The organism is Zestomonas carbonaria (genome assembly GCF_904061905.1).
GTDB lineage: Bacteria > Pseudomonadota > Gammaproteobacteria > Pseudomonadales > Pseudomonadaceae > Aquipseudomonas > Aquipseudomonas carbonaria.
Window position 1 is genome coordinate 24,401 of the sequence record NZ_CAJFCI010000029.1, and the last position, 17,011, is coordinate 41,411.

Genomic DNA, 17,011 nt, shown 5'->3' on the forward strand with positions numbered 1-17,011 from the left:
TGGCGAATGCCGTCAGATCAGAATCAGGTTGTCGCGATGCACCAGCTCGGGCTCATCGACATAGCCGAGCAGCCGCTCGATCAGGTCGGATGGCTGGCCGAGGATCTTCTGCGCCTCGGCCGCGCTGTAGTTGACCAGGCCGCGCGCCACCTCGCGGCCGTCCGGCGCCACGCAGAGCACCATCTCGCCACGCCGGAAGTTACCCTCGACCGCCTTGACGCCAACCGGCAGCAGGCTCTTGTTGCCGCGCACCAGGGCATCGACCGCGCCAGCATCCAGGGTCAGCACGCCGCGCGTCTGCAGGTGGCCGGCCAGCCACTGCTTGCGCGCCGCCAGCAGGCCGCGCTCGGGCGCCAGCAGGGTACCCAGGCGCTCGCCGGACTTGAGGCGGTCCAGCACTCGTTCGATACGCCCGCCGACGATCACCGTATGCGCGCCGGAACGCGCCGCCAATCGTGCCGCACGCAGTTTGGTCTGCATGCCACCGCGACCGAGCGCACCACCAGTGCTGCCAGCCACCGCGTCCAGGGCCGCATCGTCGGCACGCGCCTCGGAGATCAGTTGGGCATCGGGGTTGTAGCGCGGATCGGCATCGAACATGCCATCACGGTCGGTGAGGATCACCAGCAGGTCGGCCTCCACCAGGTTGGCCACCAGCGCCGCCAGGGTGTCGTTGTCGCCGAAGCGGATCTCGTCGGTGACCACCGTGTCGTTCTCGTTGATCACCGGGATCACGCCGAGATTGACCAGGGTGCGAAGGGTGCTGCGCGCATTCAGGTAGCGCTTGCGGTCGGACAGGTCGTCATGGGTCAGCAGGATCTGCGCGGTATGCCGGCCATGCTGGGCGAAGCTGGACTCCCAGGCTTGCACCAGGCCCATCTGCCCGACAGCAGCCGCCGCCTGCAACTCGTGCATGGCGCTTGGCCGGGCCACCCAGCCCAGGCGACTCATGCCCGCGGCCACCGCACCGGAAGAAACCAGTACCAGCTCAACGCCCGCCTCGCGCAGGGCGACCATCTGCTCGACCCATACCGCCATGGCGGAGCGGTCGAGCCCGCGCCCATCGGCGGTCAGCAGCGCACTGCCGATCTTCACCACCCAGCGCTGCGCGCCGGTCACCTTGTCCCGCATCTTCTTCAACCCCTGCCTGAAGACCCGCAATCAGCACGACGCCGCTATAAAGCGGCGCCGTAAGATACCTCATTCGCGGACATAGATGATCTCGGGACCATCATCGTCATCCTCGAAATCGTCATCCCAATCGTCGTCACCCACGTCATCGACACTCCGCAGGCCGGCGCGTTTCAAGGCACGGCGATCATCCAGCGCCTGCAACCTGGCGCGTGCCTCGTCCTCGATGCGTTGATCCAGTTCGGCCAGCGCCTCGGCGTAGGCCGGCTCCTCGGCGATGCGCAGGTCGCGCTCGTCGAGGTAGCGCATGATCGCCTGTCCCAGCGCTTCGGTGCCCTCGCGCTCCAGCGCGGAGATGACGAATACCGGTCCCTTCCAGTCGAGACGCTCGACGACGGCGCGCACCCGCTCCTCGCGCTCCTCCTCAAGCAACTGGTCGGACTTGTTCAGCACCAGCCAGCGGTCCCGCTCGGCCAGCGCCGGGCTGAACTTCTTCAGTTCCTCGACGATGACCTCGGCCGCGTCGGCCGGATCGCTCTCATCCAGCGGCGCCATGTCCACCAGGTGCAGGAGCAGACGGGTCCGCGCCAGGTGCTTGAGGAAGCGGATGCCCAGGCCGGCGCCTTCCGAAGCGCCCTCGATCAGGCCGGGAATATCGGCGATCACGAAACTCTTGTAGCGGCTGACGCTGACCACACCGAGGTTCGGCACCAGGGTGGTGAACGGGTAGTCCGCCACCTTCGGCTTGGCCGCCGACACGGAACGAATGAAGGTGCTCTTGCCGGCGTTGGGCAGGCCGAGCAGGCCGACGTCCGCCAGGACCTTCAGCTCCAGCTTGAGGTCGCGCGCCTCGCCCGGCTTGCCCGGCGTGGTCTGCCGCGGAGCGCGGTTGGTACTGGACTTGAAGCGGGTGTTGCCCAGGCCGTGCCAGCCGCCCTGGGCCACCAGCAGGCGCTGCCCCGGCTTGGTCAGGTCGCCGATGACTTCCTGGGTGCCGGCGTCGATCACCGTGGTGCCGACCGGCACCGGCAGGATCAGGTCCTCGCCCTTGGCGCCGGTGCAATCGGTGCTGCCGCCCTTCTCGCCGTTCTGTGCATTGAAGCGACGGGTATAGCGGTAGTCGACCAGGGTATTGAGGTTTTCGTCGGCCTCCATATAGACCGAACCACCGTCGCCACCGTCGCCGCCGTTGGGGCCGCCCTTCTCGATGAACTTCTCGCGGCGGAAGCTCATCATGCCGTTGCCGCCGTCACCGGCTTTCACAAATATCGATACTTCATCGACGAATTTCATCGTTTTGCCTCCCGCCGCATAGCGGGCCAGATAACCCAATCAACATAAGGCCTTTGCAAAATCTCGCGAAGTCATTTTGCAAAAGCCTCACGACTTTCAGAAACAAAAAAGCCCCGTCGCGAGACAGGGCTTTTCCAGCAGAGCCGCGATCAGGCCGCGACGATGCTCACGTAGCGACGGTTCTGGGCGCCCTTCACTTCGAACTTGAGCACACCCTCGACTTTCGCGAACAGGGTGTGATCCTTGCCCATGCCGACGCCGTAACCGGCGTGGAACTGGGTGCCGCGCTGACGCACGATGATGTTGCCGGCCTTGACGACCTGGCCACCGTACACTTTCACGCCAAGGCGTTTACTTTCGGAATCGCGGCCGTTACGGGTAGAACCGCCAGCTTTTTTGTGTGCCATGAGTCAATACTCCAAATAAGGGATCGGGCCGAACGGATCAGGCCTGGATACCGGTAATTTTGATCTCAGTGAACCACTGACGGTGGCCCTGACGCTTCATGTGGTGCTTACGACGGCGGAACTTGATGATGCGCACTTTGTCGTGACGGCCTTGGGAGACCACTTCAGCGACCACTTTGGCGCCATCGACCACCGGAGCGCCGATCTTCACGTCGTCGCCATTGCCGACCAGCAGAACGCGGTCGAAGGTCACAGCTTCGCCGGTACCGACTTCGAGCTTTTCGACCTTGAGGAATTCGCCTTCGGTGACTTTGTACTGTTTGCCACCGGTAACAATTACTGCGTACATGGTATATCTCCGTTAATCCTGCTCACCCAGCGCTTTAGAAGAAGAGGTATCGGCTGGCATGGCTGCACGAGGCCGGAAGGACTCCCGTGCATTTGCGTAAGGCAGGTGCTGCCCAGGGAAGTTCAGGGGCCGCGATTGTACGCAAGCCGCGCGACGTCCGCAAGCACCGTCGGCGCTTGCCTTGACAGCCCCTACCCCGGCACCTAGCATGCCGCGCAACCTATGAGGAGCACGAGTCACTGATGCAACCCCAGGCATTCTATCGGGTAGTGGCGGACGATTTCACCGCCGTCGACGGCATTATCAGAAAGCAGCTCACTTCCCGCGTGCCTCTGGTGGAAAAGATCGGCGACTACATCATCTCCGCCGGTGGCAAGCGCCTTCGCCCACTGCTGGTGCTGCTCTGCGGCAAGGCGCTGGGACGCGAGGGCGACGACCTGCGCCTCCTCGCCGCCACCATCGAGTTCCTGCACACCGCCACCCTGCTCCATGACGACGTGGTCGACATGTCCGGCATGCGCCGTGGCCGCTCCACCGCCAATGCGCTGTGGGGCAACGCGCCGAGCGTGCTGGTCGGCGACTTCCTTTATTCCCGCTCCTTCGAAATGATGGTCGAGCTGGGCTCGCTGCCGGTCATGCGCATCCTCTCCCGGGCCACCCGGGTGATCGCCGAGGGCGAAGTGCTGCAGTTGTCCAAGGTGCGCGACGCCAGCACCACGGAAGAAGTCTACATGGAGGTCATCCGCGGCAAGACGGCGATGCTGTTCGAGGCCTCGACCCATAGCGCCGCCGCCCTGGCCGACGCTTCGCCGGAGCAGGCCGAGGCGCTGCGCCGCTTCGGCGACCACCTGGGCGTCGCCTTCCAACTCGTCGACGACCTGCTCGACTATCGCGGCGACAGCGAGACCCTGGGCAAGAACGTCGGTGACGACCTCGCCGAGGGCAAGCCGACCCTGCCGCTGATCTACACCATGCGCGAAGGCAGCGCCGAGCAGGCGGCCCTGGTGCGCAAGGCCATCCAGCAAGGCGGCAGCGAAGACCTGGAAAGCATCCGCGCCGCCGTCGAAGCCTCCGGCTCGCTCGACTACACCGCGAACCTCGCCCGCGACTATGCCGCCCAGGCAATCGCCTGCCTGGACAGCCTGCCCGCCGGCCCCTATCGCGACGCACTGGTCGAGCTCAGCCAGTTCGCGGTGGCCCGCACACACTGAGATCACGCGCTCTGCACCAAGCCCGCCTTTCGGCGGGCTTTTTCATGTCCGTGGAAAAAATTCCAATTGGTACTTGCTATTTCGATAATAAGAATTATTCTCATCAACAGACGCGACACACGGAGATGAGCCATGACCTACTTGATCGATGCCTGGCTGGAGCGTCCGCACCCCTACCTGCGGATACTCCATCGCGAGACCGGCGAAGTCTGTGCCGTGCTTGAAGAAGAAGCCCTCGACGAACTGCGCGACCAAGGGGACCTGGACCTGAACGGGCTGAACTCCAACGAGCCCCTGGTCCTCAAGGAACTGGTCCGCAATCTGTTCCTGTTCTGCTACGCCCGCGCCCTGCGCCCGGGCAACGAGCTGCACTAGGATCTTGTGAACACTGCGGTTGAGGCTGCCGGGACGCAGCACTCGCGCCCGCCTGCCGGGCGCTCATTCAAGGGCAACGGCGCTCTTGAGGATTCTCCGGACGGGACAGGGAAGCTCCGCCCGGGAATCATTTATCCACAATGAAAAAGGCCGGGAGCCTGTTCGGGCTCCCGGCCTTTTCATCGACGCGACCGAAAGATCAGAGAATTTCCAGCAACTCGACGTCGAAGATCAGCACGCTGTGCGGCGGGATGCTGCCGACGGCCTGGCCACCGTAGGCCAGCTCGCTCGGCACGTACAGGCGCCATTTGCTGCCGGTGTTCATCAGTTGCAGCGCCTCGACCCAACCGGCGATCACGCCACCGACCGGAAACTCGGCGGGTTGGCCGCGCTGGTAGGAGCTGTCGAACACGGTGCCGTCGATCAGGGTGCCGTGGTAGTGAGTGCGCACGGTATCCTCGCGGGACGGCTTGGCGCCTTCGCCAGCGGTCAGCACTTCGTACTGCAGGCCCGAAGCCAGTTCGACGATACCTTCGCGCTTGGCGTTCTCGACCAGGAAGGCGACGCCAGCAGCCGAGGCGGCCTCGGCCTTGGCCTGGGCTTCCACCTGCATGCGCTCGCGGATCACCTGGAAGCTGGCCGACAGCTCGTCCCGGCCAACCCGGCTCGGCTGGTTGGCGAAGGCATCGCGCAGGCCGGCGACCACCGCCTCCAGGCTGACGCCCGGCGGCGGGTTGTCGCGCAACTGGTCGCCGAGCTGGCGGCCGATGCCGTAGCTGACACGGGTTTCGTCGGTGGAAAGATCGAGTTCGGACATGGCGGGATCCCGCTTGGGAAAAAAGGGCGGCCAGACTAGCACAAGTGGAGGCTGGAGGCTGGAGGCTGGAGGCTGGAGGCTGGAGGCTGGAGGCTGGACAGGGTTCTGGGCACGCACCTCTACGTCAAACCTTTTTCGCGGCCATGGAACTGGGCGTCCCCGCCGATCCTACAGGTCAACATCGATGCTGACCTGTAGGAGCGCGCCATGCGCGCGATCACCGGCAACGTCCAAGGCATCGCCAGCAAGCTGGCTCCTACAACAGCGGACGAGGGGGACGCCCCTACAAGACCACCACCAACCCCAGGCTGCTTTTTCGTCCAGCCTTCCAGCCTCCAGCCCCCTTATCGACCATCAATGCTTCGTCAGCTTGTCCAGGTAGCCCATGGCAAAGGCCGAGACCACGAAGGTCATGTGGATGATCACGTACCACAGCAGCTTGTCGTTGGTGATCTGCTGGGCGTCCATGAACATGCGCAGCAGGTGGATGGAGGAGATCGCCACGATGGACGCGGCCACCTTCATCTTCAGCGAACCGGAGTCCATCTTGCCCAGCCAGTCGAGCTTTTCCTTGCTCTCGTCGATGTCCAGTTGCGAGACGAAGTTCTCGTAGCCGGAAATCATCACCATCACCAGCAGGCCGCCGACCAGCGCCATGTCGATCATCGACAGCAGGACCAGGATCAGCTCCGCCTCGGTCTTCTCGAACACGTGCGGCAGCAGGTGGTAGACCTCCTGGAAGAACTTCAGGGTCAATGCCAGCAGCGCCAGGGAAAGGCCGAAATAGATCGGCGCCAGTAGCCAGCGCGAGGCATACATCGTGTTTTCGATAAAGCGTTCCATGGACTCTCACCGTGTGCGCGAAAAATGGCGGCGAGTATACCCAGACGCCATTGCCAGACAACACTGGCCACTGCGCAGCAGCACTTGTGGATAACTCTGTGGACGCAATTTCCGCCGCACCGCAGCCACGGGCCCGCCGCCATTCGCGGGCGGAACGCCGGCTTCAGCTCTCGGGGTGGAATTGGCAGTCGCTCAGGCAACGGCCACGGGTGGCATTCACCCGGCGCAGCTCGGCCTGGATATGCAGGCACCAGATGGAGGGCTCGACGGACTCCTCGTAGCCCATCACGACGAGGTTCTCGGCAATCGCGTCGAGTACCGACTCGGCCACGAAAGGCCCATGGAACGGGCCTTGCGCCTTGACGGCGGTGGGTTGGCTGCCGGCGATGCCGGCTGCACAGATCAACGTCCAGAGACCGCTTTCGCCTGACAGCGGCCGGACCGCGCATTCGATACGCGTGACCAGCCCAAGACACCGGCGGGTGAGGCAGAGGCTACGCGACATGATGGCGCTCCTCGCAGGGTCCGGACTCCAGCCTACACCCCCAACGGCGCCCCAGGGAAGCCTCGCGGTTATCCCCACGAACTGTGGATAACTCTGTGGAGGACACGTGGGAAAGGCGGCCGGGCCAGCCAGGCTCGGGGCCGACCAGGCATCGCTCAAGGACTGACCAGTTCTCGCCCGGTGCAATCCGGGAAACCGGTGACCTCGCAACCCGGATCGCATCCGGGCTGCAAGGCAGGGTCTGTCAGGACTCCTTGGCCTTCTCCGCGGCGACCGCCGCGCCCTTGATCTGCACTTCCTTGGCCGAGGTCTTGTCTTCCTCTTCCATGTCCAGTTCGGCGATCTCGCGCAGGCGCTCGACCACCTGGGCGTTGACGCTGCCCTCCGGGAAGTTCCCCTGGTCATCCGCCACGCCGACCTCGCGTCCCACCAGCAGGCTCAGCGCCTCGTCGACGTAACGCACCGCGTAGACATGGAACTGGCCGTTGCGCACCGCCTGCAGCACGCGGTCGTCGAGCATCAGGTTCGTGACGTTGGCATGGGGAATGATCACCCCCTGCTCACCGCTCAGGCCACGCGCCTCGCAGAGGCGGAAGAACCCTTCGATCTTCTCGTTGACCCCACCGACCGCCTGCACCTCGCCGAACTGGTTGATCGAGCCGGTGATGGCGAAGCACTGCTTGAGCGGCGTGCGCGACAATGCCGAGATCAGCGTGCAGACCTCGCCGAGCGAGGCGCTGTCACCGTCGACGTAGCCGTAGGACTGCTCCAGTGCGATGCTCGCCGAGATCGCCAGGGGGAACTCCTGTGCATAACGGCTGCCCAGGTAGCCGGTGAGGATCATCACCCCCTTGGAGTGGATCGGCTGGCCGAGGCTGACCTCGCGCTCGATATCGACGATGCCACTGCCGCCCGGATAGACGGTGGCGGAAATCCGCGCCGGCACGCCGAACGCCGAATCGCCGACCTCCAGCACGGTCAACCCGTTGCACTTGCCCACCGCAGCGCCGGCGGTGTCGATCAGGATGATGCCGGCCAGCATGTCGTCGAGGATGCGCGCCGAGACGCGCCCGGTGCGGGTCGCCTTGGCCTTCAGGGCACGCTCGATATGACCGGCGTCGGTGACCTGGTCGTTGGCCAGTTGGCGAATGAAGTCGGCCTCGCTGACCAGTTGGAACAGGTCGCCGATGCGCGCCGACAGGCGCTGCTGGTGTTCGGCCAGGCGCGAACTGTAGGTGGCCAGGCGCGCCACCGCGTCGGAGGTCAACGGCGCCAGGCCCTCCTCGCTGGTGCGGGTCTTGAGCAGTTGGGCGAACTGTTCGAGGTTGTCCTCGGAGAGGGAGATTTCCTCGTCGAAGTCCACCAGCACGCGGAACATCTCCTGGAAGTCCGGGTCGTGGTCCTGCAGCGCGTAGTAGAGCTGCCGCGAGCCGATGATGATGACCTTGACCTGCAACGGGATGACCTGCGGGGTGAGGGTCACGGTGGCCAGCCGGCCGAACTCGCCGATCGGCGACTCCATCTTCAGCTTGCGGGCGTGCAGGGCGCGCTTCAGGGCGTCCCAGACGAAGGGCTCGCCGAGCAGCTTCTCCGCCTCCAGCACCAGGAAGCCGCCATTGGCGCGATGCAGGGCGCCCGGGCGCAGTTGCCGGTAGCTGGTGTAGAGCGCGCCCTGGTCGGTGCTGTATTCGATGCGGCCGAACAGGTTGTCGTAGGTCGGGTGCGACTCGAACACCACCGGCGCGCCGCCATCGGCATGATGGCCGACCACCAGGCAGGGGCTGTACTGCTCTTCGAGCAGCTTGCGGGTCTGCACGTCGACCTTCTCCACCTCGACCAGTTGATCGACCACGGTCTTCAGCAGATTGACCTGCAAAGCCTGGAGATAGGCGCAGACACCGGCATTTTCCGCGTACTTTTCCGACAACGGGGCAAGCAGCGGCTGCAACGCCAGGGTGATGGTTTCCTCATTGAGGTGGCGCAGTTGGTTGCTCGACTCGCGCTTCCACTGCGGCAGGCTGGCCAGTTCCTCGTTGAGACGATCCTCCAGCTCGGCGATATCGGTATGGAAACGCTCGCGCTCGGCCTCCGGCAACTGGGCGAACTCGGCCTCGTCCAGGGCCTTGCCTTCGCGCATCGGCGTGAAGGCGACGTTGCTGCTGTCGCGGTAGAGCGCCACGTTGCGCTCCAGGGCCAATCGCTCGATCAGTTCCAGGGCGCGGTCGTAGCGCTGGTTGAAGGCGCGGTCGATGGCGCTCTTCTTCTGCTGGTAGGCCGGGTGCTCGAAGGCCGCCGGGAAGGTGGCCATCAGGTTGTCGATCAGCACGCCGATGTCGGCGACGAAATCACTGGCGGTGCCTGGCGGCAGTTCCAGCGCCTTGGGCTCGCGCGGCTCGTCGAAGTTGTTGACGTAGACCCAGTCGGCCGGCGTGTGCAGACGCTTGGCCTCGGCCTTGAGGTAGCGTTTGACGAAGGTGAAGCGGCCGGTGCCCGGCTCGCCCATCACATAGACGTTGTAGCCGGGGCGCGGCATCGCCACGCCGAATTGCAGGGCCTCGACGGCTCGCTCCTGGCCGAGCACGCCGCGGAACGGCTCGAGCTCTTCGGTGATGGCGAAGTCGAACTGGTCGGGGGAGAAGGGTCGGGTCAGCGCTTCGGGCGCCAGGCGCAGGCCAGCGGCGAGGGGATCGGGCATCGGGAGTCCTTAGGAAACCGCAGGAGAGATGACCGCATTCTGGCGCTGGCCAAGCGCCGCTGGCAAGGCGCAACACAGGCACAACCGTAGGGTGGGCTGCAGCCCACCCTACGGGCACGGGTTCAGTGCTCCAGGTCGGCGCAGGCCAGGCAGTACTCGGCCGCCGGCAACACGCGCAGCCTCCCGGCTTCGATCGGTTCTCCGCAGCGCAGGCATTCGCCATAGCTGCCATCGGCGAGGCGCAACTTGGCCTTGCCAACCTGCAGCAATGCCGCCTCGGCTTCGGCCAGAAGCGCCTCCAGGACTTCATCGTTCTGCCGCTGCACGGCCTGCTCGGCGAAGTCCGGCGAATGGCTGCGCGCCAGGTCACGGCGGATGGCGGCGGCCCGCGCGCTGTACTCAGCCGCCAGGGCATCGAGCGCGGCACGGGGATCGAAAGCGGTCATGGCAGGACTCCTGAAGGAAAAAGTACGAGGGGGATTTTCATTAGTGTGGACAGGGAACGGCGTTCCGGTATTGAGCTGCGACAAAAACTTGCACAGTTGCCGCTCGGCGGCTTGCTTGACACCCACCCGCCCATCCCCAAAGCTCCGTGCACGTCTCCGGAATAAGAACGACGCCCCTTGAAACGGATTTTTCCCGCCCTGGCCCTGGCGCTCGCCGGCGCCCTGTCCGCCCAGGCCGCGCCCCAGCGGGACGCGGCGCAACTCGACGCCCTCGCCGGGGATCCCTACTGGATCGCCCTCGGCCACTACGAAACCGGCAAGCTCGGCGGCTGGCGCAGTTATGTCGACGATGACGATTTCTTCCTCGCCGAGGGCGGCGACAGCAACCCGCGCGCCGAGCTGGCCGCCACCCTGGACGCCCTCTACGCCCCGGCCGAACTCGGCGACCGCCATCCGCAATGCGTCTATCCGGCGCGCACCCGCTGGCTGCGCGAGCAACTGCGGCTGGACGACCTGCCGAGCCCGGATTGCGCGGAGTTCGACGCCTGGTTCAAGGACATCGCCCCGCACAGCACCGTGCTGGTGTTCCCCGCCGCCTACCTGAACAGCCCGTCGTCGATGTTCGGCCACACCCTGCTGCGCATCGACCAGGCCGACATCGACGAGAACAACACCGCGCTGCTCAGCTACGCACTGAACTTCGGCGCCTTCATCGAAGGCATGGACAACAGCATCCTGTATGCCTGGAAGGGCCTGATGGGCGGTTATCCCGGCCTGTTCGCCCTGGTGCCCTACCGCGAGAAGCTCGCCGAGTACCGCAGCCTGGAGAACCGCGACCTGTGGGAATACCGGCTGAACCTGACGCCCGAGGAAACCGGACGCATGGTCGAGCATGTCTGGGAACTCAAGCAGATCCGCTTCGACTACTACTTCTTCGACGAGAACTGCTCCTACCGCCTGCTCGAACTGCTGGAGATCGCCCGCCCCGGCGTCGAGCTGACCGACGACTTCCCTATCACCGCCATCCCCACCGACACCGTGCGCGCGGTGGAAAACGCCGGCCTGGTGGAACGCATCGACTACCGCCCGTCGCGCGAACGCGAACTGCTGGCCCGGTCGGAACCGCTCGACCGCGCGGAGAAGGAACAGGTCCTGCGCATCGCCGACGATCCAACCGCGCTCGCCGATGCCGCGTTCACCGCGCTGCCGCGCGACCGCCAGGCGCTGGTCCAGGACTCGGCCTTCCGCCTCGGCCGCTACCGCGCCGTTGGCGAGGCCCGCGACGCGGTCGCCGCCCAGCGCAGCTATGCCCTGCTCCAGGCGATCAACCGCAATCCGCCGCCACCGCTGGAGGTCGGGCGCCCCGGCCAGCCGGAGGATGGCCACCAGTCGCGCACCTGGCAGCTCGGCATCGGCAGCCGCGACGACCGCGCCTTCGCCGAGTACGGCCTGCGCATGGCCTATCACGACCTCAACGACAACGCCTACGGCTTCCCTCTCGGCGCGCAGATCGAAATCCTCCAGCTCAAGCTACGCCAGTACGAAGGCAACCACTGGCAACTGCAACGCCTGGACTTCGCCAATATCCGCTCGCTGACGCCACGCAACACGCTGCTCAAGCCGTGGTCCTGGCAGGTTGGCGGCGGCCTGGAGCGGGTGCTCGGCGAGGACGGCGACGAGCGGCTGGTCAGCCACCTGAGCGGTGGCGCCGGCGGTAGCTGGCAACTGGGCGGCGACCTGCTCGGTTTCGCCCTCGGCACCCTGCGCATCGAGCACAACGAAGACTTCGCCGCCTTCATCGCCCCGGCCGCCGGGTTCAATACCGGCCTGCTGTGGCGCAATGGCCTCGGCAACCTGAGCCTCGAGGCGCGCGGAGACTACTTCCACAATGGCGAGGTACGCCGCGCGCTATCGCTCAACCAGCAGTGGGAGCTGGCCCGCAACCTCGGCCTGCGCCTGTCCGCGCAGCGCGAGTTCAGCCAGATGGCCGCGCCGGTCAACGAAGTCTCCCTGGAGCTGAAGTGGTATCACTACTGAAGGCCATGTAGCCCGGATGAAATCCGGGAAATTGGGCTGCCTGCTTGCCCCGGATTGCATCCGGGCTACGGACGGGGGCATGGGCATAGAATGGTGTTCCACTCTCCCGGAAACCCGTCCATGGCCGGTAAACCGATCAAGTTCTGGACCGACGGCGTGCCAGTCGAGCCGGAGGCCCGCCAGCAACTGCTGAACACCGCGCAACTGCCGTTCATCTTCAAGCACATCGCGGTGATGCCCGACGTGCACCTGGGCAAGGGCTCGACCATCGGTAGCGTGATCCCCACCGTCGGCGCGATCATCCCCGCCGCGGTCGGCGTGGACATCGGCTGCGGGATGATCGCCGCGCGCACCTCGCTGGTCGCCGCCGACCTGCCGGACAACCTGCACGGCCTGCGCCGCGCCATCGAGCAGGCGGTACCCCACGGCAAGACCTTCGGCAGGCACGACCAGGGTGCCTGGAGCGACGTGCCGGCCGCCGCCGACCAGGCCTGGCGCGCCCTGTCCGGTCGCTTCAAGCGCATCACCGACAAGTACCCACGCCTGGCAAAGACCAACAACCGCCAGCACCTCGGCACCCTGGGCACCGGCAACCATTTCATCGAGGTCTGCCTGGACGAGACCGAGCAGGTCTGGTTCATGCTGCACAGCGGCTCGCGTGGGGTCGGCAATGCCATCGGCACGCTGTTCATCGAGCTGGCACAGGCCGACATGCGCCAGCATATCGCCAACCTGCCGGACCGCGACCTGGCCTACTTCGAGGAAGGCAGCCGGCACTTCGCCGACTACATGGAGGCGGTGGAATGGGCCCAGGACTTCGCCCGCCAGAACCGCGCGCTGATGATGCACGCGGTGATCGACGCCGCGCGCCGGGTGATCCGCAAGCCGTTCGAGGCCGAACTGGAGGCGGTCAACTGCCACCATAACTACGTGCAGCGCGAACGGCATTTCAGCCGTGAGGTGCTGGTCACCCGCAAGGGCGCGGTGTCGGCGCAGAAGGGCCAACTGGGCATCATCCCCGGCAGCATGGGTGCGAAGAGCTACATCGTCCGCGGTCTGGGCCACGAGGAGTCATTCTGCTCCTGCAGCCACGGCGCCGGCCGGGTGATGAGCCGCACCCAGGCGAAGAAGCGCTTCTCGGTGGAAGACCAGGTCCGCGCCACCGCCCATGTCGAATGCCGCAAGGACAAGGAAGTGATCGACGAGATCCCCATGGCCTACAAGGACATCGACGCGGTGATGGCGGCGCAGCGTGACCTGGTGGAAGTGGTGCATACGCTGCGACAGGTGGTGTGTGTGAAGGGGTGAGTTTTTGTAGGGTGAGTAAACAGGGAAAGCTCGGGGCAGGAGATACGGCTCAGCCCCTCACCCGGAGGGAGAGGGGACAAGGAATGCGCCGACCTGACCGGGAGTGCACGTAAAGATCCCTCTCCCTCCGGGAGAGGGCTGGGGTGAGGGACAGGACCGTCCCCCGGCACCTACGTCAAACCACCCCCTGCGCCAGCATCGCATCAGCCACCTTCACGAAGCCGGCGATATTGGCGCCCTTCACGTAGTTGATCCGACCGCCCTCCTCGCCGTGATGCACGCAGGCATGGTGGATGTTCTGCATGATGCCGTGCAGGCGCTGGTCCACCTCGCCGGCGGTCCAGTGCAGGCGCATGGCGTTCTGGCTCATCTCCAGGCCGCTGGTGGCCACGCCGCCAGCGTTGGAGGCCTTGCCCGGTGCGTAGAGGATGCCGGCCTCGAGGAACAGGTCCACCGCTTCCAGGGTCGAGGGCATGTTGGCGCCCTCGGCCACGCAGATACAGCCATTCTTCAGCAGGGTGCGGGCATCTTCGCCGTTCAGCTCGTTCTGGGTGGCGCACGGCAGGGCGATGTCGCACGCCAGCCCCCAGGGTCGCTGGCCGCCGAGGAACTGCAGGTCGAAACGCTCGGCCATCTCGCGGATGCGGCCGCGGCGGACGTTCTTCAGGTCCATCAGGTAGTTCCACTGTTCCGCGTCGAGGCCGGCCTCGGCGAACAGGGTGCCTTCGGAGTCGGACAACGAGATCACCTTGCCGCCCAGGTCCATGACCTTCTGCGCGGCATACTGGGCCACGTTGCCGGAGCCGGAAATGGCCACGCGGCGGCCGTCGAAGCCTTGGCCGGTACGCTTGAGCATTTCCTCGGCGAAGTACACGCAGCCGTAGCCGGTGGCTTCCGGGCGGATCAGGCTGCCGCCGTAGGCCAGGCCCTTGCCGGTGAGCACCGAGGTGAATTCGTTGGACAGCCGCTTGTACTGGCCGAACAGGTAGCCGATCTCACGCGCGCCGACGCCGATGTCACCGGCCGGCACGTCGAGATCGGCGCCGATGTGGCGGTACAGCTCGCTCATGAACGACTGGCAGAAGCGCATCACCTCGCCCTCGCTCTTGCCCTTCGGGTCGAAGTCCGAGCCGCCCTTGCCGCCGCCCATGGGCAGCGAGGTCAGGGAGTTCTTGAACACCTGCTCGAAGGCCAGGAACTTGAGCACGCCCAGGTTCACCGAGGGATGGAAGCGCAGGCCGCCCTTGTAGGGGCCGATGGCGCTGCTCATCTGCACGCGGAAACCACGGTTGACCCGCACCCGCCCCTGGTCGTCGACCCAGGGTACGCGGAACAGGACGGCACGTTCGGGCTCGACGATGCGCTCGACGATACCGGCTTCGAGGTAATGCGGATGGGCCTCCAGGAAAGGCCACAGGCTGCGCAGCACCTCTTCCACCGCCTGGTGGAACTCGGGCTGATCGGGATCGCGGCGCTTGAGGCGCTCGAGGAAGGAGTCGACGGATTGGGTCATGTCTGCACCGGCACATCTGAGTGATTCGTTGGCGCGCGAGACTCTAGCAATCCGGACGGGCACCTAGATAGTGCGAAATGACGCTTTTATGAATCTTTTTGGTGCACTTATGTAAATCGCCGACGACCGGCCATGAAAAACGGGGCCATCAGGCCCCGTTTTTCGTGGGATCCGCCCCGTACACCGGAAGGACCGCCAGGCGTCCTGTTGGTGCACGTGGCGCACCCTGCGAGAGCACTACTACGCCAGCTTCTTGTAGCGCACGCGGTGCGGCTGGGAAGCGGCCTCGCCGAGACGTTTCTTGCGATCGGCCTCGAACTCGGTGTAGTTGCCCTCGAAGAAGGTCACCTGGCCGTCGTCCTCGTAGGAGAGGATGTGGGTGGCGATGCGGTCGAGGAACCAGCGATCGTGGGAGATCACGATGGCCGCGCCGGGGAAGTCCAGCAACGCGTCTTCCAGGGCGCGCAGGGTTTCCACGTCGAGGTCGTTGGACGGTTCGTCGAGCAGCAGCACGTTACCGCCCTGCTTCAGGGTCAGCGCCAGGTGCAGGCGGCCGCGCTCACCGCCGGAGAGGTCCTTGACGAACTTCTGCTGGTCGGCGCCCTTGAAGTTGAAGCGGCCGACATAGCCACGGGAAGGCACCTCGTAGCTGCCCACCTTGATCATGTCCAGCCCGTCGGAAACCTGCTCCCAGACGGTCTTGCTGCCGTCCAGGCTGTCGCGGCTCTGGTCGACGCTGGCCAGTTGCACGGTGTCGCCGATCTCGATGGTGCCGGAATCCGGCTGCTCCTTGCCCATGATCATGCGGAACAGGGTCGACTTGCCCGCGCCGTTGCCGCCGATCACGCCGACGATGGCGCCCTTCGGCACGCTGAAGCTGAGGTTCTCGATCAGCACGCGGTCGCCGTAGCCCTTGCTGACGTTGTGGAACTCGATGACCTTGTCGCCCAGGCGAGGACCGGCCGGGATGTAGATCTCGTTGGTCTCGCTGCGCTTCTGGAATTCCTGCGACTGCATTTCCTCGAAGCGCTGCAAACGCGCCTTGGACTTGGCCTGGCGGGCCTTGGCACCCTGGCGCACCCACTCCAGCTCGGCCTTCATGGCCTTGGCGTGGGCGGCTTCCTGCTTGGCCTCCTGGGCCAGACGGGTGGACTTGGCCTCCAGCCAGCCGGAGTAGTTGCCCTCGTAGGGAATGCCGTGGCCACGGTCCAGTTCGAGGATCCAGCCGGCGACATTGTCGAGGAAGTAGCGGTCGTGGGTGATCGCCACCACGGTGCCGGGGAAGTCGTGGAGGAAGTGCTCCAGCCAGGCGACGGAGTCGGCGTCCAGGTGGTTGGTCGGTTCGTCGAGCAGCAGCATGTCGGGAGCCGACAGCAGCAGGCGGCACAGCGCCACGCGGCGTTTCTCGCCACCGGACAGGTGCTCGACCCTGGCGTCCCACGGCGGCAGGCGCAGGGCGTCGGCGGCAACCTCGAGCTGACGCTCCAGGTTGTGGCCGTCGGCGGCCTGCAGGATGGCTTCCAGGCGTGCCTGCTCGGCGGCCAGGGCGTCGAAGTCGGCATCCGGCTCGGCGTAGGCGGCGTACACCTCGTCGAGACGCGCCTGGGCCTGCTTGATCTCGCCCACGGCCTCCTCGACCACCTCGCGCACGGTCTTCTGCGGATCGAGTTGCGGCTCCTGCGGCAGGTAGCCGACCTTGATCCCCGGCATCGGCCGGGCCTCGCCGTCGATCTCGTTGTCGACGCCGGCCATGATGCGCAGCAGGGTGGACTTGCCCGCGCCGTTCAGGCCAAGCACGCCGATCTTGGCGCCGGGGAAGAAGGATAGAGAGATGTCCTTGAGGATTTCACGCTTCGGGGGAACGACCTTGCTCACCCGGTGCATGGTGTAGACGTATTGAGCCAAGACGAAAACCTCGCAGAAAGTAAAAATGGTGCAAACCGCGAACTATACGCCAGAGTGGGGCCTGCCCACCATTCGCCCGGCATGCGTCACGCCGCGCCACGGACCACCACCCGACCGAAGGCATGGCCGCGCCCTCGCACGGAGCGCGAGAACGGGCTTTGCAGCCCTTGTAGGGC

At 65.5% G+C, this 17,011-nt stretch carries 15 protein-coding genes; 4 read left to right on the forward strand and 11 right to left on the reverse strand.

What is annotated here, in order from left to right:
• Positions 1-12: 12 nt before the first annotated feature.
• The 4 genes from proB to rplU all read right to left on the reverse strand — a co-directional run bounded on the left by proB (position 13) and on the right by rplU (position 3,180).
• The gene (gene proB / locus PSEWESI4_RS06120; protein WP_187670305.1) at positions 13-1,131 is read right to left on the reverse strand and encodes a glutamate 5-kinase; all 1,119 of its coding nucleotides are present in this window, start codon (positions 1,129-1,131) and stop codon (positions 13-15) included.
• 69 nt (positions 1,132-1,200) lie between these two features.
• Complete coding sequence (gene cgtA / locus PSEWESI4_RS06125; RefSeq protein ID WP_187670306.1) at positions 1,201-2,424, reverse strand: Obg family GTPase CgtA; 1,224 nt, start codon at positions 2,422-2,424, stop codon at positions 1,201-1,203.
• A 149-nt stretch (positions 2,425-2,573) separates the two neighbouring features.
• Positions 2,574-2,831, reverse strand: coding sequence for a 50S ribosomal protein L27 (rpmA, locus tag PSEWESI4_RS06130; protein WP_187670307.1), 258 nt, complete (start codon positions 2,829-2,831; stop codon positions 2,574-2,576).
• Positions 2,832-2,868: 37 nt separating this feature from the next.
• A complete protein-coding gene (gene rplU / locus PSEWESI4_RS06135; RefSeq protein WP_187670308.1) occupies positions 2,869-3,180 on the reverse strand; it encodes a 50S ribosomal protein L21 in 312 nt (103 codons plus the stop codon).
• A 242-nt stretch (positions 3,181-3,422) separates the two neighbouring features.
• Between rplU and PSEWESI4_RS06140 the strand changes: the two genes are divergently transcribed.
• Complete coding sequence (locus tag PSEWESI4_RS06140) at positions 3,423-4,391, forward strand: polyprenyl synthetase family protein (protein WP_187670309.1); 969 nt, start codon at positions 3,423-3,425, stop codon at positions 4,389-4,391.
• Positions 4,392-4,523: 132 nt separating this feature from the next.
• Positions 4,524-4,766, forward strand: coding sequence for a PA4570 family protein (locus tag PSEWESI4_RS06145; RefSeq protein ID WP_187670310.1), 243 nt, complete (start codon positions 4,524-4,526; stop codon positions 4,764-4,766).
• A gap of 199 nt (positions 4,767-4,965) precedes the next feature.
• Here the strand turns inward: PSEWESI4_RS06145 and PSEWESI4_RS06150 are convergent, their stop codons facing one another.
• The 5 genes from PSEWESI4_RS06150 to PSEWESI4_RS06170 form a co-directional block, all read right to left on the reverse strand.
• Positions 4,966-5,583: an FKBP-type peptidyl-prolyl cis-trans isomerase gene (locus PSEWESI4_RS06150; protein ID WP_187670311.1), complete on the reverse strand. Its 618-nt coding sequence runs from the start codon at positions 5,581-5,583 to the stop codon at positions 4,966-4,968.
• A 354-nt stretch (positions 5,584-5,937) separates the two neighbouring features.
• Complete coding sequence (locus PSEWESI4_RS06155; RefSeq protein WP_187670312.1) at positions 5,938-6,426, reverse strand: TIGR00645 family protein; 489 nt, start codon at positions 6,424-6,426, stop codon at positions 5,938-5,940.
• A gap of 163 nt (positions 6,427-6,589) precedes the next feature.
• Positions 6,590-6,931: a PA4575 family protein gene (locus tag PSEWESI4_RS06160; protein ID WP_187670313.1), complete on the reverse strand. Its 342-nt coding sequence runs from the start codon at positions 6,929-6,931 to the stop codon at positions 6,590-6,592.
• A gap of 244 nt (positions 6,932-7,175) precedes the next feature.
• Positions 7,176-9,626, reverse strand: coding sequence for a Lon protease family protein (locus PSEWESI4_RS06165; protein ID WP_187670314.1), 2,451 nt, complete (start codon positions 9,624-9,626; stop codon positions 7,176-7,178).
• 122 nt (positions 9,627-9,748) lie between these two features.
• Positions 9,749-10,072 carry a TraR/DksA family transcriptional regulator gene (locus tag PSEWESI4_RS06170; protein ID WP_187670315.1) on the reverse strand — a complete coding sequence of 108 codons (324 nt, stop codon included), beginning with the start codon at positions 10,070-10,072 and terminating at the stop codon, positions 9,749-9,751.
• Positions 10,073-10,249: 177 nt separating this feature from the next.
• On the opposite strand from PSEWESI4_RS06170, the gene PSEWESI4_RS06175 reads away from it, so the two are divergent.
• Together PSEWESI4_RS06175 and PSEWESI4_RS06180 are read left to right on the forward strand one after the other, a co-directional pair.
• A complete protein-coding gene (locus tag PSEWESI4_RS06175; RefSeq protein ID WP_408004279.1) occupies positions 10,250-12,109 on the forward strand; it encodes an Lnb N-terminal periplasmic domain-containing protein in 1,860 nt (619 codons plus the stop codon).
• Between the two features lie 120 nt (positions 12,110-12,229).
• Positions 12,230-13,417 carry an RtcB family protein gene (locus PSEWESI4_RS06180; RefSeq protein ID WP_187670316.1) on the forward strand — a complete coding sequence of 396 codons (1,188 nt, stop codon included), beginning with the start codon at positions 12,230-12,232 and terminating at the stop codon, positions 13,415-13,417.
• A 175-nt stretch (positions 13,418-13,592) separates the two neighbouring features.
• Here the strand turns inward: PSEWESI4_RS06180 and gdhA are convergent, their stop codons facing one another.
• Positions 13,593-14,930 (reverse strand): NADP-specific glutamate dehydrogenase, encoded by a 1,338-nt coding sequence (gene gdhA / locus PSEWESI4_RS06185; RefSeq protein WP_187670317.1) that lies wholly within the window; start codon positions 14,928-14,930, stop codon positions 13,593-13,595.
• Between the two features lie 240 nt (positions 14,931-15,170).
• Complete coding sequence (ettA, locus tag PSEWESI4_RS06190; protein WP_187670318.1) at positions 15,171-16,835, reverse strand: energy-dependent translational throttle protein EttA; 1,665 nt, start codon at positions 16,833-16,835, stop codon at positions 15,171-15,173.
• Positions 16,836-17,011 lie beyond the last annotated feature (176 nt).